The 14,773-nt window shown below is 62.3% G+C and carries 13 protein-coding genes; 8 read left to right on the top strand and 5 right to left on the bottom strand.

Annotation, left to right across the window (positions count from 1 at the left end):
• Window positions 1-15 precede the first annotated feature (15 nt).
• Window positions 16-1,752, bottom strand: coding sequence for an IlvD/Edd family dehydratase (locus tag M2394_RS21900; protein WP_259174550.1), 1,737 nt, complete (start codon window positions 1,750-1,752; stop codon window positions 16-18).
• Window positions 1,753-1,944: 192 nt separating this feature from the next.
• On the opposite strand from M2394_RS21900, the gene M2394_RS21905 reads away from it, so the two are divergent.
• Genes M2394_RS21905 through araH form a run of 7 tightly spaced genes read left to right on the top strand, consistent with a single transcriptional unit; the run spans window position 1,945 to window position 10,282 of the window.
• Window positions 1,945-3,267, top strand: a complete 1,323-nt coding sequence (locus M2394_RS21905) for an MFS transporter (RefSeq protein ID WP_178919653.1) — start codon at window positions 1,945-1,947, stop codon at window positions 3,265-3,267.
• Window positions 3,268-3,282: 15 nt separating this feature from the next.
• The gene (gene araD1 / locus M2394_RS21910) at window positions 3,283-4,272 is read left to right on the top strand and encodes an AraD1 family protein (RefSeq protein WP_259174552.1); all 990 of its coding nucleotides are present in this window, start codon (window positions 3,283-3,285) and stop codon (window positions 4,270-4,272) included.
• An 11-nt stretch (window positions 4,273-4,283) separates the two neighbouring features.
• Window positions 4,284-5,864 (top strand): aldehyde dehydrogenase (NADP(+)), encoded by a 1,581-nt coding sequence (locus tag M2394_RS21915; RefSeq protein WP_259174553.1) that lies wholly within the window; start codon window positions 4,284-4,286, stop codon window positions 5,862-5,864.
• A gap of 36 nt (window positions 5,865-5,900) precedes the next feature.
• Window positions 5,901-6,764, top strand: a complete 864-nt coding sequence (locus tag M2394_RS21920; protein ID WP_259174554.1) for an SMP-30/gluconolactonase/LRE family protein — start codon at window positions 5,901-5,903, stop codon at window positions 6,762-6,764.
• Window positions 6,765-6,800: 36 nt separating this feature from the next.
• A complete protein-coding gene (locus tag M2394_RS21925; RefSeq protein WP_178919657.1) occupies window positions 6,801-7,805 on the top strand; it encodes a substrate-binding domain-containing protein in 1,005 nt (334 codons plus the stop codon).
• A complete protein-coding gene (gene araG / locus M2394_RS21930; RefSeq protein ID WP_259174555.1) occupies window positions 7,802-9,304 on the top strand; it encodes an L-arabinose ABC transporter ATP-binding protein AraG in 1,503 nt (500 codons plus the stop codon). The genes M2394_RS21925 and araG overlap by 4 nt, the downstream gene beginning before the upstream one ends.
• Before the next feature lie 9 nt (window positions 9,305-9,313).
• Entirely contained in the window at window positions 9,314-10,282 is a 969-nt protein-coding gene (gene araH, locus M2394_RS21935) for an L-arabinose ABC transporter permease AraH (protein WP_178919658.1), read from the top strand.
• 116 nt (window positions 10,283-10,398) lie between these two features.
• On the opposite strand, the gene M2394_RS21940 is transcribed toward araH, so the two are convergent.
• Window positions 10,399-11,547 (bottom strand): aldose epimerase family protein, encoded by a 1,149-nt coding sequence (locus tag M2394_RS21940; protein WP_178919659.1) that lies wholly within the window; start codon window positions 11,545-11,547, stop codon window positions 10,399-10,401.
• Window positions 11,548-11,684: 137 nt separating this feature from the next.
• Here M2394_RS21940 and M2394_RS21945 point away from each other — a divergent pair, with 137 nt between their 5' ends.
• Window positions 11,685-12,452 carry an SDR family NAD(P)-dependent oxidoreductase gene (locus M2394_RS21945; protein ID WP_259174556.1) on the top strand — a complete coding sequence of 256 codons (768 nt, stop codon included), beginning with the start codon at window positions 11,685-11,687 and terminating at the stop codon, window positions 12,450-12,452.
• A 134-nt stretch (window positions 12,453-12,586) separates the two neighbouring features.
• Here M2394_RS21945 and M2394_RS21950 read toward each other — a convergent pair whose 3' ends face one another.
• Genes M2394_RS21950 through M2394_RS21960 form a run of 3 tightly spaced genes read right to left on the bottom strand, consistent with a single transcriptional unit; the run spans window position 12,587 to window position 14,740 of the window.
• Window positions 12,587-13,183: a glutathione S-transferase family protein gene (locus M2394_RS21950; RefSeq protein ID WP_259174557.1), complete on the bottom strand. Its 597-nt coding sequence runs from the start codon at window positions 13,181-13,183 to the stop codon at window positions 12,587-12,589.
• Window positions 13,184-13,211: 28 nt separating this feature from the next.
• Window positions 13,212-13,745, bottom strand: coding sequence for a G/U mismatch-specific DNA glycosylase (gene mug, locus M2394_RS21955; protein WP_259174558.1), 534 nt, complete (start codon window positions 13,743-13,745; stop codon window positions 13,212-13,214).
• The gene (locus M2394_RS21960) at window positions 13,742-14,740 is read right to left on the bottom strand and encodes an AraC family transcriptional regulator (protein WP_259174626.1); all 999 of its coding nucleotides are present in this window, start codon (window positions 14,738-14,740) and stop codon (window positions 13,742-13,744) included. Before M2394_RS21960 ends, mug begins: the two co-directional genes overlap by 4 nt.
• Between the last annotated feature and the right edge of the window lie 33 nt (window positions 14,741-14,773).

A 14,773-nucleotide genomic window follows, 5' to 3' on the forward strand; every position in this document is an offset into this window, starting at 1 on the left:
ATCATAGCATCCCAATTAGTGGGAATGCCTTGGGACTTCCGCCCCGCGGCACCCCACCAGAAAGTCAAAGTCGCAGCCTTGGTCGGCCTGCAGCACATGGTCGATGTACAGCTGGCGATAGCCACCAACGATGAGTTTCTGCGGCGGCGCCAGGTCGGCCATGCGCGCCGCCAGCTCTGCGTCGGGGATGTCCAGGTGCAGGCGGCCGTTGGCGCAGTCCAGTTCGATCCAGTCACCTTCCTTGACCGTGGCCAGCGGCCCTCCGGCAGCGGCTTCCGGCGCCACATGCAACACCACCGTGCCGTACGCCGTGCCGCTCATGCGCGCGTCGGAGATGCGCACCATGTCGGTCACGCCCTGGGCCAGCAGTTTGGCCGGCAAGCCCATGTTGCCGACTTCGGCCATGCCCGGGTAACCCTTGGGCCCGCAGTTCTTCATGACCAGGATCGAGTTGGCGTCCACGTCCAGCTCCGGGTCGTTGATGCGCGCCTTGTACATGTCGAAGTTCTCGAACACCACCGCACGGCCACGGTGCTGCATCAGTTCCGGGCTTGCCGCCGAAGGCTTGAGCACGGCGCCCAGTGGCGCGAGGTTGCCGCGCAACACACAGATGCCGCCATCCGCGCGGATCGGGTTGTCGAGGGTACGGATCACTTCATCCTGGCCATAAATCGGCGAATCCTGGGTGTTCTCACCCAGGGATTTGCCGTTGACGGTCAAGGCATTCGGATGGGGGATCAGGTTGGCTTCACCGAGACGCCGCAATACCGCTGGCAGGCCACCGGCGTAGTAGAACTCTTCCATCAGGAAGCGCCCCGACGGCTGCAGGTCGACGATGGTCGGCATGCCACGGCCCATGCGCGTCCAGTCATCCAGGTCCAGTTCCACACCGATACGCCCGGCAATGGCTTTCAAGTGGATGACCGCGTTGGTCGAACCGCCGATGGCCGCATTCACGCGGATCGCGTTTTCAAACGCTTCCTTGGTGAGGATCTTCGACAGCTTCAAGTCTTCACGCACCATTTCCACTGCACGCATGCCCGACATATGCGCCAGCACATAACGCCGTGCATCCACCGCCGGAATCGCCGCGTTGTGGGGCAGGGACGTGCCCAGTGCTTCGGCCATGCAGGCCATGGTCGACGCGGTGCCCATGGTGTTGCAGGTACCCGCCGAACGTGACATGCCGCCCTCGGCGGCGAGGAAGTCATCCAAGGTGATGGTACCGGCCTTGACCTGTTCACTCAGTTGCCACACCACCGTGCCCGAGCCGATGTCCTGGCCTTTGTGCTTGCCGTTGAGCATCGGCCCACCGGTGACCACGATGGCCGGCACGTCGCAGCTGGCCGCGCCCATCAACAAGGCCGGGGTGGTCTTGTCGCAGCCGGTCAGCAGCACCACACCATCAATCGGGTTGCCGCGAATCGCTTCCTCCACGTCCATGCTCGCCAGGTTGCGCGTGAGCATGGCGGTGGGGCGCAGGTTGGATTCGCCATTGGAGAACACCGGGAATTCCACGGGGAAGCCACCGGCTTCGAGCACGCCGCGTTTGACGTGGTCGGCGATCTGGCGGAAATGCGCGTTGCACGGCGTCAGTTCCGACCAGGTGTTGCAGATGCCGATGATCGGCTTGCCGTGGAACTGGTGGTCGGCAATGCCCTGGTTCTTCATCCAGCTGCGGTACATGAAGCCGTTCTTGTCGGCGGTACCAAACCACTGGGCGGAGCGTAGGCCAGGCTTTTTATCGGGCATGATCGATTCTCTTATTGTATGACTATATGTTCTATCTTCGTCTAAACATAAGCGCAAAATCGAAGCTTTGGAAGTGTTGTTTTGCAAATAGTCATACTATATAGTCCGTCTCAACTGAGGCATTGCCCTGGCGATTTTTCGCGAGAGGCGTGTCCCGAGCTTCTATAAAAACAACAATCGGAGATCGACCCCATGAGCCAGGAACTGCGGCTTATTCGGCGCATCACGCTGAAACTGATTCCTTTCCTGATCCTGCTGTACCTGATCGCCTACGTGGACCGCTCTGCCGTGGGCTTTGCCAAGTTGCACATGGGCGCCGACGTCGGCATCGGTGATGCGGCGTACGGCTTGGGTGCCGGGTTGTTCTTCATTGGCTACTTCCTGTTCGAGATCCCTAGCAACCTGATGCTCGACCGCTTCGGCGCCCGTCGCTGGTTTGCACGCATCATGATTACCTGGGGCGCCATCACCATCGGCATGGCGTTCGTGCAGGGGCCGCACAGCTTCTACGTGATGCGCTTTTTGCTCGGCGCGGCGGAGGCGGGGTTCTTTCCGGGGGTTCTCTACTACATCACCCAATGGTTTCCGGTGCGCCATCGCGGCAAGATCCTGGGGTTGTTCATCCTGTCCCAGCCGATTGCGATGATGATCACCGGGCCGGTCTCCGGTGGCTTGTTGGGCATGGACGGCATGCTTGGCCTGCACGGTTGGCAGTGGTTGTTTATCGTAATCGGCACCCCGGCGATCCTGCTGACCTGGCCGGTACTGCGCTACCTGCCGGACGGCCCCAGGCAGGTCAACTGGATGAGCGAGGACGAAAAAGCCTGGCTCACCGGTGAGCTGGCCAAAGACCTGCAAGCCTACGGCCAGACCCGCCACGGCAACCCGCTGCATGCCCTCAAAGACAAGCGTGTTCTGCTGCTGGCGCTGTTCTACTTGCCGGTGACCCTGAGCATCTACGGTCTCGGCCTGTGGTTGCCGACGCTGATCAAGCAGTTCGGCGGCACTGATCTGGTCACCGGTTTTATCTCTGCCGTGCCTTATCTCTTCGGGATTATCGGCCTGCTGATCATCCCGCGCAGTTCCGACCGTTTGAATGACCGCTACGGCCACCTCGCCGTGCTCTATGTGCTGGGCGCCATCGGCCTGTTCTGCAGTGCCTGGCTCAATGTGCCGGTGCTGCAGATGGCCGCGCTGTGCCTGGCGGCGTTCGCGCTGTTTTCCTGCACGGCGGTGTTCTGGACCTTGCCGGGGCGGTTTTTTGCCGGTGCCAGTGCGGCGGCGGGCATTGCCTTGATCAACTCGGTGGGCAACCTCGGCGGCTATATCGGCCCGTTCGTGATCGGTGCGCTCAAGGAATACACCGGCAACCTGGCGTCGGGTTTGTACTTCTTGTCTGCGGTGATGGTGTTCGGCTTGTTGCTGACCGGCGTGGTGTACCGCCTGCTGGAACGCAAGCACGTGCTGCCCGTGGACCAATTCGCCGCCAGCGCCCGTGGCGCCACACGTACTTAATCCAGGAGAAATGGCATGCGTTTAGTTCAGTTCGAGTCTCGCAACGGTGAGCGCCGCGTCGGCGTGGTTCAAGGCACTCAGGTGCGTGAAGTCCAGGCGGCGCGCAGCGTGCGCGAATTGGCGCTGGCCGCCATCGAAGCCGGCGTGGGCCTGGTGCAACAGGTCGACAGCCTGGGCCTGGGTGACAGTCATGACTACGCCACCTTGCTGGCGGACTTGAAAATCCTGCCGCCCCTGGACCACCCGGACCCGGCCCACATGCTGATCAGCGGCACCGGCCTGACCCACCTGGGCAGCGCCGCTGCTCGCGACAAAATGCACCAGGCCGGTGACGACACGGCGTTGACCGACACCATGCGCATCTTCAAGTGGGGCGTGGAGGGCGGTAAACCGGCAGCCGGTCAGGCGGGTGTGCAACCCGAGTGGTTCTACAAAGGCGACGGCAGCATCGTCGTGCGCCCCGGTGCCGCGTTCCCGGTGCCGCCGTTTGCCGAGGATGCCGGTGAAGAACCGGAAATCGGCGGCCTCTATGTTATCGGCCCGGACAGCAAGCCCTATCGCGTCGGCTTTGCCGTGGGCAACGAGTTTTCCGACCACGTGATGGAGCGCAAGAACTACCTGTACCTGGCCCATTCCAAGCTGCGCAGTTGCAGCTATGGCCCCGAGTTACGCGTGGGCGAGTTGCCCGAGCACCTGGCGGGCACCAGTCGCATCCTGCGCAACGGCGCGGAAATCTGGCGGAACGAGTTCCTCAGCGGTGAAGCCAATATGTGCCACAGCCTGGAGAACCTCGAATACCACCATTTCAAATACCGCCAGTTCCTCACGCCGGGTGATGTGCACATTCATTTCTTCGGCACCGCCACCCTGTCATTTGCCGACGGTATACGGACCCAGCCGGGTGACGTGTTCGAGATCAGCCAAGGCGAGTTCGGCGCGCCGCTGATCAACCGCGTCGGCAGCGCCGAAACCGCTTTTGAACCCGGCAACGTCGTCACCCTTTAACGGAGATCCACATGACTCAGTTCCTCGGCCACAACTACATCGGCGGTCAACGCAGCGCCAACGGCAGCGTCACCCTCAACAGCGTCGATGCCACGACCGGCGAGGCGTTGTCCCAGGTTTTTTTCCAGGCGACCACGCAAGAAGTTGACGCCGCCGCCGAGGCCGCGGCCGCGGCATACCCTGCCTATCGCGGGTTGAGTGCAGCACGCCGTGCGCAGTTCCTCGATGCAATCGCGGATGAGCTGGACGCGCTGGGTGATGACTTTATCGAGCTGGTCTGCCGCGAGACTGCACTGCCGGCTGCGCGTATCAAAGGCGAGCGCGGGCGTACCAGTAGCCAGATGCGCCTGTTTGCGACCGTACTGCGTCGCGGCGATTTTTACGGCGCTCGCATCGACAAAGCACTGCCGGATCGCCAGCCGTTGCCGCGCCCGGATTTGCGCCAATACCGCATCGGCCTCGGCCCGGTCGCTGTGTTCGGCGCGAGTAACTTCCCCCTGGCGTTCTCCACGGCGGGCGGCGACACCGCTGCGGCATTGGCGGCAGGTTGCCCGGTGGTGTTCAAGGCCCACAGCGGGCATATGGCGACGGCCGAGCGTGTCGCTGACGCGATCATTCAAGCAGCCCAAACCACCGGGATGCCGGCCGGTGTGTTCAACATGATCTTCGGTGGTGGCGTCGGTGAAGCGCTGGTCAAGCACCCGGCCATCCAGGTCGTGGGTTTTACCGGCTCGCTCAAGGGCGGCCGTGCGTTGTGCGACATGGCAGCGGCGCGCCCGCAGCCGATTCCGGTGTTTGCCGAGATGTCGAGCATCAACCCGGTGATCGTGCTGCCCCAGGCGTTGACTGCGCGAGCCGACACCATCGCACGGGACCTGACCGCCTCGGTGGTCCAGGGCTGCGGGCAGTTCTGCACCAACCCGGGCCTGGTGATCGGGATTGCATCGCCTGAGTTCAGCGCGTTCACCCAACAAGTGGCACAGATGATCGGCGACCAACCGCCACAAACCATGCTCAACGCAGGCACCTTGGGCAGCTACGGTAAGGGCTTGGAAAAACTCTTGGCCCATCCTGGCATCCAGCACCTGGCGGGCAGTCAACAGGCCGGCAACCAAGCACAACCGCAGTTGTTCAAGGCCGATGCGCGCCTGCTGATCGATGGCGATGAGGTGCTGCAGGAAGAAGTCTTCGGCCCCACCACGGTGTTCGTCGAGGTGGCCGACCAGGCCCAGCTCAGCGCCGCCTTGCACGGCCTGCACGGTCAACTCACCGCCACACTCATTGGCGAGCCCGCCGACCTGCAGCAGTTCGCCGAACTCACGCCGCTGCTGGAACAGAAGGTCGGGCGCATCCTGCTCAACGGTTACCCGACCGGTGTGGAGGTCTGCGATGCGATGGTGCACGGCGGGCCGTACCCGGCCACGTCGGATGCCCGTGGCACCTCGGTCGGCACCTTGGCGATCGACCGTTTCCTGCGCCCAGTGTGCTTCCAGAATTACCCTGATAGCCTGCTGCCCGACGCGTTGAAAAACGCCAACCCGTTGCGTATCCAGCGGCTGGTGGATGGCACGCCATCACGCGACCCGCTGTAACGCACACCTGAGAACAACAACAATCCAGGAGGCAACATGTCGTGTATCGCCGTTACCCCGCACCGGGCGCAATTGGGCGAAGGTCCGTTCTGGGATGGGCCGACCCAAGCGTTGTATTGGGTGAATATCGCCGGCAAACAAGCGCTGCGCCTGATGGACGGGCAGTTGCAGGTTTGGCAGTTGCCCGAGCATGTCTCGGCCTTCATTCCGTGTGAGAGCGGCGATGCCTTGGTGACCTTGAGCAGCGGCGTGTATCGCCTCGACCTCGCCACTGAAGCCCTGACACTCTTGTGCGTGGCCGACCCGCAACCCGGCAACCGTGGCAATGAAGCACGCTGCGATGCCAGGGGCCGCCTGTGGTTGGGCACCATGCAGAACAACATTGGCGAACGCGGCGAAGACCTGCCGATCACCCGGCGATTAGGTGGCCTGTTTCGCATCGATGCCGATGCACAGGTCACGCCGTTGCTCAGTGGCCTGGGCATTCCCAATACCTTGCTGTGGCATGAAGACGGCAGCCAGGTGCTGTTTGGTGACAGCATGGATGGCACGCTGTACCAACATGGCATTCAAGCGGATGGTCAACTCGCGCCCGCCCAGATCTGGTTCGGCCCACACGAGCGCGGTGGCCCCGACGGCTCGGCGATGGACATCGAAGGTTATATCTGGAATGCCCGCTGGGATGGCAGTTGCCTGCTACGCATAGCACCGGATGGCAGCGTGGACCGCATTATCGAGCTGCCCGTCAGCCGCCCCACCAGCTGCGTTTTTGGTGGGCCGAACCTCACCACCCTCTACATCACCAGTGCCGCGAGCCCTTTGGATCATCCTTTGGACGGTGCCGTGCTGGCGATTGAAGTGGATGTACCTGGAAAACCCTGCACTCGCTTCGCTGGATAAGTGCCCATTTAAAAACAACAACAAGGAGTCACCCGTATGAATCGTCGTCGTGGTTTGCGTTCCCTGGCTTGCGCCGCTGTGGCGGTCTCGGCCATGAGCTTGAGCGGGCTGTTGCTGGCCGCAGAAGAAGTGAAGATCGGGTTCCTGGTCAAGCAGGCGGAAGAACCGTGGTTCCAGACCGAATGGGCCTTCGCTGAAAAAGCCGGCAAGGAACATGGCTTCACCGTGATCAAGATCGCCGTGCCCGATGGCGAGAAAACCCTGTCGGCCATCGACAGCCTGGCCGCCAACGGCGCCAAGGGGTTTGTGATTTGCCCGCCTGACGTGTCACTCGGCCCGGCGATTGTCGCCAAGGCCAAGGCCAACGGCCTGAAAGTGATCGCCGTGGATGACCGCTTCGTCGATGCCAAGGGCAACTTCATGGAGGACGTGCCTTACCTGGGCATGGCCGCTTTTGAAGTCGGCCAGAAGCAAGGCGCGGCGATGGCGGCTGAAGCGAAGAAACGCGGCTGGGACTGGAAAGAGACCTACGCGGTGATCAACACCTTCAACGAACTCGACACCGGCAAGAAGCGCACCGACGGCTCGGTCAAATCCCTGGAAGAGGCGGGTATTCCCAAGGACCACATCCTGTTCACCGCCGCCAAGACCCTCGACGTTCCGGGCAGCATGGACGCCACCAACTCGGCCTTGGTGAAACTGCCGGGTACCGCGAAAAACCTGATCATCGGCGGCATGAACGACAACACTGTGCTGGGCGGCGTACGCGCCACTGAAAGCGCCGGCTTCAAGGCGGCCAACGTGATCGGCATCGGCATCAATGGCACCGACGCCATCGGCGAATTGAAAAAGGCTGACAGCGGCTTCTTCGGTTCGATGCTGCCTAGCCCGCACATCGAGGGCTACAACACCGCGCTGATGATGTACGAGTGGGTCACCAAAGGCACTGAGCCGGCCAAGTACACGGCGATGGATGAAGTGACGCTGATCACCCGCGCCAACTTCAAGGAAGAGCTGACCAAGATCGGGCTGTGGCAATGACAGCGGCCGCCTTGCGGTTTGACGGTATCGGCAAGACCTTCCCCGGGGTCAAGGCGCTGGACGGCATCAGTTTCAGCGCCCAGCCCGGGCAGGTACACGCCTTGATGGGCGAGAACGGCGCGGGTAAGTCGACGCTGCTGAAAATCCTCGGCGGCGCCTACATTCCCAGCACTGGCACGTTGCAGATTGGCGAGCAGGTCATGGCCTTCAAGAGCGCTGCCGACAGTATCGCCAGCGGCGTGGCGGTGATTCACCAGGAACTGCACCTGGTGCCGGAAATGACCGTCGCCGAGAACCTGTTCCTCGGGCATTTGCCATCGCGTTTTGGCGTGGTCAATCGAGGGCGGCTGCGTCAGCAAGCCCTCGCTTGCCTCAAGGGCCTGGCGGATGAAATCGACCCGGCGGAAAAGCTCGGACGCCTGTCCCTGGGCCAGCGCCAACTGGTGGAAATCGCCAAGGCGTTGTCCCGTGGTGCCCATGTGATTGCCTTTGATGAACCCACCAGCAGCCTGTCGGCGCGGGAGATCGACCGCTTGATGGCGATCATCACGCGCCTGCGGGACGAGGGCAAAGTGGTGTTGTACGTGTCCCACCGCATGGAAGAGGTGTTCCGCATCTGCAATGCGGTCACCGTGTTCAAGGACGGTCGTTACGTGCGTACCTTCGATGACATGGCCGCGCTCACCCACGACCAACTGGTGACGTGCATGGTCGGTCGCGACATCCAGGACATCTATGACTACCGCCCACGTCAGCACGGCGAAGTCGCACTCAAGGTTGATGGCCTGTTGGGCCCCGGCCTGCGTGAGCCCGTCAGCTTTGAGGTGCGCAAGGGCGAGATTCTCGGGTTGTTCGGTTTGGTCGGGGCAGGGCGCACCGAGCTGTTCAGGCTGCTCAGCGGCCTGGAACGCGCGAGCGCCGGGACACTGGAGCTGTGTGGTAAACCGCTGCACTTGCAGTCACCCCGTGATGCCATCGCTGCGGGTGTGCTGCTGTGCCCGGAAGACCGCAAGAAGGAAGGCATCATCCCGCTGTCGAGCGTGGCCGAGAACATCAACCTCAGTGCCCGTAGCGCCCATTCCGCCTTCGGCTGGCTGCTGCGTGACGGCTGGGAAAAGGGCAACGCTGACCGACAGATCCAGGCGATGAAGGTCAAGACTCCCAGCGCGGCGCAGAAGATCATGTACCTGTCTGGCGGCAACCAGCAGAAGGCGATTCTCGGCCGCTGGCTGTCCATGCCGATGAAAGTCCTGCTGCTGGACGAGCCCACCCGCGGCATTGATATCGGCGCCAAGGCCGAGATCTACCAGATCATCCATAACCTTGCGGCCCAGGGTATTGCGGTGATCGTGGTGTCCAGCGACCTGATGGAAGTGATGGGCATCTCCGACCGTATCCTGGTGCTGTGCGAAGGCGCGATGCGCGGCGAACACACCCGCGAGCACGCCACTGAATCCAACTTGCTGCAACTGGCCCTGCCACGCAGCCTGGCCCACTGAGAGAGCGCTATGACCACTCAACACAACGTGCTGCCCACGGCGCGCAAGCCCCTGGACCTGCGTGCATTGCTCGACAACTGGGCGATGCTGCTGGCCGCCGTGAGCCTCTTTTTGCTGTGCGCCTTGCTCATCGACAACTTCCTCTCGCCGTTGAACATGCGCGGGCTGGGCCTGGCGATTTCGACCGTGGGCATTGCGGCCTGCACCATGCTGTTCTGCCTGGCATCCGGGCATTTCGATTTGTCGGTCGGTTCGGTGATCGCCTGCGCCGGCGTGGTCGCGGCGATTGTGATGCGCGACACCGACAGCGTCCTGCTCGGGATTGGCGCCGCGTTGCTGATGGGCCTGATGGTGGGGCTGATCAACGGCATCGTCATCGCCAAGCTGCGGGTCAATGCGCTGATCACGACGCTGGCGACCATGCAGATCGTGCGCGGCCTCGCGTACATTTTTGCTAACGGCAAGGCGGTGGGCGTATCCCAGGATCAGTTTTTTATCTTCGGTAACGGCCAACTGATGGGCGTGCCTGTGCCGATCCTGATCACGGTCCTGTGCTTCCTGTTTTTCGGCTGGTTGCTCAACTACACCACCTACGGGCGCAACACCATGGCCATTGGCGGCAACCCGGAAGCGGCGCTGCTGGCGGGCGTGAATGTGGATCGCACCAAGATCCTGATCTTTGCCGTGCATGGGGTGATTGGCGCGCTGGCCGGGGTGATCCTGGCGTCGCGCATGACCTCTGGCCAGCCGATGATTGGCCAAGGCTTCGAGCTGACGGTCATCTCGGCGTGCGTGCTGGGCGGGGTGTCGTTGAGCGGCGGAGTGGGGATGATCCGGCACGTGATTGCCGGGGTGCTGATCCTGGCGATCATTGAAAATGCGATGAACCTGAAGAACATCGACACCTTCTACCAGTACGTGATTCGCGGCTCGATCCTGTTGCTGGCGGTGGTCATCGACCGTATGAAACAACGCTGATTTCCAGCCATGTGAAGACCAAAATGTGGGAGCGGGCTTGCTCGCGAATACGGTGTATCAGTCAACTCATTAGGGCCTGACACTCCGTATTCGCGAGCAAGCCCGCTCCCACAGTTTTAGTCCGCGGTGAATCTGAAAATGGTGTGCTGGGTGTAGGTCTGGCCCGGGTTCAAACGGGTCGAGGCAAATGTCGGCTGATTCGGCGCATCCGGAAAGTGCTGCGTCTCCAGCGTAAACCCACTCCAGTGCTGATACGTCTTGCCCGCTTTGCCCTTCACCGTCCCATCAAGGAAGTTACTGGTATAGAACTGCACGCCCGGCTCGGTGGTGAACAGCTGCAGGCGCCGCCCGGACTCAGGGTCATGCACCTCGGCCGCCAGTTGCTTCACGTCGCCTTGGGTGTCCAGCGCCCAGTTGAAGTCGAATCCACCCTGCTTAGGCTCGGCGAATTTCAGCTGCGGGTGATCGTCCTTGATGTGCTGGCCGATAGGCGTAGGTTTGAGGAAGTCCATCGGCGTGCCGGTGACGGGTGCCAGTTCGCCCGTGGGGATCAAGGTGGCGTTCACCGGCGTGTAATGGCTGGCATGCAAGGTGGCAACCTGCTTGAGGATGTCGCCGTTGCCCGCACCGGCAAGGTTGAAGTAGCTGTGGTTGGTGAGGTTCAGCACCGTGGGTTTGTCGGTGCTGGCCTTGTAGTCGATGTGCAGTTCGTTGTTGTCATTGAGGCTGTAGGTGACCTCGGTCTTCAAGTTGCCGGGGAAGCCCATTTCACCGTCCTTGGACAGGTAGGTGAGGGTGACGCCCACCGAGTCCTTGCCCTTGACCGGCGCGGCCTTCCACACGTGCTTGTCAAAGCCCTGGGCGCCGCCATGCAGCGAGTTGGGACCATCGTTGAGCGGCACCTGGTAGCGCTTGCCGTCGAGCTCAAAGGCTCCCCCGGCCAGGCGGTTGCCGAAGCGGCCGATGGTCGCGCCAAAAAACGCGGTACCGCTTTGGTAGCCTTGAACGTCGTCGAAGCCGAGCACCACGTCTTCGACCTTGCCGTGCTTGTCCGGCACCTTGAGCGACTGCAGCACACCGCCGTAGGTGATCACCGTGGCTTGCATGCCATGGCTGTTACGCAACACGTACTGTTCGACGGCGGTGCCGTCATTGGTTTTACCGAAGGGTTTGTGCTCGCTGGTGAGCCCGCCAGCCTGGGCGCCGCCGCTGGCGATCAGCAGGGACATGGCGAGGCCCGACAGCAGGTATCGAGGGTGCTTCATGATCGAACTTCCTTTTGTTGTTTTGAGTGGAATAGTTCTACTAATGTGCGATATTTTGTCGATACGACAGCGAATTTATAGCCTTTAGAGCCGTTTTTGCAAAATAAAATAAGACTAATTAAGCGAGGCAGCATTTTATGAGTACGCAGCAGGCCAGTTACCCCGACCTCAAAGGCAAGGCCGTACTGATTTCCGGGGGCGCCTCTGGCATTGGCGAGTTCATGGTGCGGGCTTTCGCCGCGCAGGGCGCCAAGGTGGGCTTTGTCGACCGTGCTCAAAGCCAGGGCGAGCGCCTGGCGGCACTGTTGAGTGCCCAGGGGCACACGGTGGAATTCGTGCATGGCGACATCACCGATGAATTCGCCTACAAGGCAGCGATCGGACGCTTCGAGCAGTCCCTGGGCCCCATCACCGTGTTGATCAACAACGCAGCCAATGACGTGCGCCATACCCTGGAAGAAGTCGATTCGCAGACCTTCGACAAACTCATCGCCGTCAACCTCAAGCACGCGTTCTTCGCCGCCAAGGCGGTGGTGCCGATGATGAAAAGTGCAGGCGGTGGGTCAATCATCAACCTGGGGTCGGTGGGGTGGATGATGGCCTCGGCCGGTTACCCGGTGTACGCCGCCAGCAAGGCTGCCGCCCACGGCATGACCCGCGCGCTGGCCCGGGAACTGGGGCCGAGCCAGATCCGTGTGAACACGCTGGTGCCGGGTTGGGTGATGACGGACAAGCAGCTGGCGATGTGGGTCGACGATGCCGCCAAGGAACTGATCAGCCGCAGCCAGTGCCTGCCCGGCAGTGTGCTGCCGGAGCACATCGCCAACATGGCGCTGTTCCTCGCCTCTGACGCGTCGGCAATGTGCTCGGCGCAGAACTTCATCGTGGACGGCGGCTGGGTATAGGCAGCTTGCCTCTGTAGTGAGCGGGCTTGCCCCGCGCCGGGGCACCTCGGTCTTTCAGAAAGGCCGAGGTGCTCAGGTTGGGGTGGCGTCGCCTCCTAGCGCGGGGCAAGCCAGCTCCTTCAGTTTGGGGGTGATTATTCGATTGGGTATTTCCTAAACGCCGGGTGCTCCTCCAGCCGCTCAGCGTGGCGCTTCAGGTTGGGAAACGCATCCGCCCTGACCACCGACGCCACGGTGAACTGGCTGAACGACCAGGCGACGGCGGCCGTAATTGACGCCTGGGTCAGTGCCTCGCTGTCAGGCAGTTGTTTTTCCAGCAGCGAGTAGGCCGCCAGCAATTGCCCGCTGACCCGATCCAGCCACGGTGCATGCTGTTTCTCGGCCGGGCGCAGGTTGTGTTCATAGACGATCTGCACGCTTTTCTCGCACGCCGCCAGGGCCAGGCCCAACCGTTGCAAGTCACGAGCGCGGGCGGCGGGCGCCTGGGGTAGCAGCTTTTTGTCAGCTGGGGCTAGGGTTTCCAGGTAGTCGAGGATCAGGCTGGAATCCATCAACACCGTGCCGTCGTCCAGCACCAGGGTCGGGGCCTTGACCACCGGGTTGATCTGGGCGAACTCATTGAAGGTGCGAAACACCGACAGCGGTTCATGCACAAATTCCACGCCATACAGCTCCAGGGAAATGGCCACGCGGCGTACGTAAGGCGAGTCCAGCATGCCGATCAGTTTCATAAAGCCTCCATTGCTTACGGTGACGGGCTCAAGAGAGTAAGGGCTCAGGATCGGCGTGCGCAATGGCCGCGTGCAGGGCTTGATAAGCCTCCACCAACTGCTCCAGATTGAACGCCAGGTTGCGCCCGCTGGGGTTGGGCAGCACCCACACCGCTGCGCCGCCGAAAGCCTGTGGCTGCAAGCCCCAGGCGATGTCGCGCTGGCCCGACAGCGCGCTGTAGCCGGCCTTGCCCAGGAACGCCACGAAGCGGGGTGCGCTACGGCGGATCTTCTGTTCGAACGCCACTGCTGCATCCTTGAATTCATGCCGCGCCAACTCGCCCGCGCTTGCCGTGGGGCGCTCCACCACGGTGGTCAGGCCGCAGCCATGGTGCAACAACATGGGGCCATCCTGCGGGCGGAGTTCATGGGGCGTGAAACCGGCCAGGTGCAAGGTGCGCCAGAAGCGGTTGCTGCGATTGGCAAAGTGCAGGCCCAGGGCGGCGGAGCCTTTGCCGGGGTTGATGCCGCAGAACAGCACGTCCAGGTGGTCGGCGAGGATGTCGTCGAGGCGGTCGTTCATGTCGAGCGCCTGCTGCGCTGACGGCTGGCCCCAGGTGGTTGGCCGGTAATGCGCTTGAACGCACGGCTGAAAGCTGCCTGGGAGGTATAACCCAGCCGCAGCGCCACTTCTTCGATAGGCAAACGCTCCAGGGTCAGCCATTGGCTCGCCAGGCGCATGCGCAACTCTGTCACGTAACGCAGGGGCGGGATGCCCAGGGTGGCCTGGAAGCGCTCGGCGAACACCGAGCGCGAGGTGTGACAGTGCGCAGCCAATTCGTCCACGCGCCAATCGCGACCCGGTTGTTGATGCAGCGCGAGCAGGGCACCGGCCAATCGCGTGTCGCGCAGCGCCGCCACTAACCCGGACGCATTACCGCAGGCGCATTCCACCCAGCCTCGCACGATCATGGCAGCGACCACATCGGCCAGGCGCGCGAGGATGCCGGAGTAGCCCATACGGGCAGCGGAAACTTCACGTTCCATCACCGCCAGGATCGGCATCAGGCCGGGGTAACGCTGGCCCTGGGCATCGATCAGCATCAAGGCCGGCATCAGGCTGCCGAGCCCCTGGAGGCTGCCAAGTTCGAACGCCATGCAGGCGCTGAACAGCAAGGTGTTGGGGGGCCTATCGGGAGATGCATCCACGGCACACACGGTCTCGCCCAGCGGGGTCGCGCCAAAGCCGCCAATGTCTTGCACAGGCGCGTTTGCGTCGGAGGACAGCGCATGGGCGCCGCCGTGGGAGATGAACACGGCATTGCCCGCCGACAACTCAAACAGGCTGCCGTCGTCGGTGCGCAGGGTGGCCGTTCCCGCTGCCAGGAAGTGGAAGTAGGCGTGTCCGGGTTTGGCCTCAAAGCCCATGCCGAAGCTCGGTCCGGCCTGGATGCGCCGGTACTGCACCCCGCTCAGGCGCATGCCGCGCAGCAGTTCGTCGATCAGGTCGGAAGACAGATTGAAAGGGGCCGCTGCGCTCATGTTCGGGGTTTCGGTCAAAAACTCAAGGGTCTGCATCATAGATCATCCTAACGGGCGAACCTAGACTGG

Origin of the sequence: Pseudomonas sp. BIGb0164 (assembly GCF_024810135.1) — a bacterium.
In the GTDB taxonomy this organism is placed as follows: Bacteria; Pseudomonadota; Gammaproteobacteria; order Pseudomonadales; family Pseudomonadaceae; genus Aquipseudomonas.

Excerpts from the sequence above, each read along its gene's own strand:
- M2394_RS21900 (WP_259174550.1), bottom strand. The coding sequence starts at position 1,752 with ATGCCCGATAAAAAGCCTGGCCTACGCTCCGCCCAGTGGTTTGGTACC.
- M2394_RS21905 (WP_178919653.1), top strand. The coding sequence starts at position 1,945 with ATGAGCCAGGAACTGCGGCTTATTCGGCGCATCACGCTGAAACTGATT.
- araD1 (WP_259174552.1), top strand. The coding sequence starts at position 3,283 with ATGCGTTTAGTTCAGTTCGAGTCTCGCAACGGTGAGCGCCGCGTCGGC.
- M2394_RS21915 (WP_259174553.1), top strand. The coding sequence starts at position 4,284 with ATGACTCAGTTCCTCGGCCACAACTACATCGGCGGTCAACGCAGCGCC.
- M2394_RS21920 (WP_259174554.1), top strand. The coding sequence starts at position 5,901 with ATGTCGTGTATCGCCGTTACCCCGCACCGGGCGCAATTGGGCGAAGGT.
- M2394_RS21925 (WP_178919657.1), top strand. The coding sequence starts at position 6,801 with ATGAATCGTCGTCGTGGTTTGCGTTCCCTGGCTTGCGCCGCTGTGGCG.
- araG (WP_259174555.1), top strand. The coding sequence starts at position 7,802 with ATGACAGCGGCCGCCTTGCGGTTTGACGGTATCGGCAAGACCTTCCCC.
- araH (WP_178919658.1), top strand. The coding sequence starts at position 9,314 with ATGACCACTCAACACAACGTGCTGCCCACGGCGCGCAAGCCCCTGGAC.
- M2394_RS21940 (WP_178919659.1), bottom strand. The coding sequence starts at position 11,547 with ATGAAGCACCCTCGATACCTGCTGTCGGGCCTCGCCATGTCCCTGCTG.
- M2394_RS21945 (WP_259174556.1), top strand. The coding sequence starts at position 11,685 with ATGAGTACGCAGCAGGCCAGTTACCCCGACCTCAAAGGCAAGGCCGTA.
- M2394_RS21950 (WP_259174557.1), bottom strand. The coding sequence starts at position 13,183 with ATGAAACTGATCGGCATGCTGGACTCGCCTTACGTACGCCGCGTGGCC.
- mug (WP_259174558.1), bottom strand. The coding sequence starts at position 13,745 with ATGAACGACCGCCTCGACGACATCCTCGCCGACCACCTGGACGTGCTG.
- M2394_RS21960 (WP_259174626.1), bottom strand. The coding sequence starts at position 14,740 with ATGCAGACCCTTGAGTTTTTGACCGAAACCCCGAACATGAGCGCAGCG.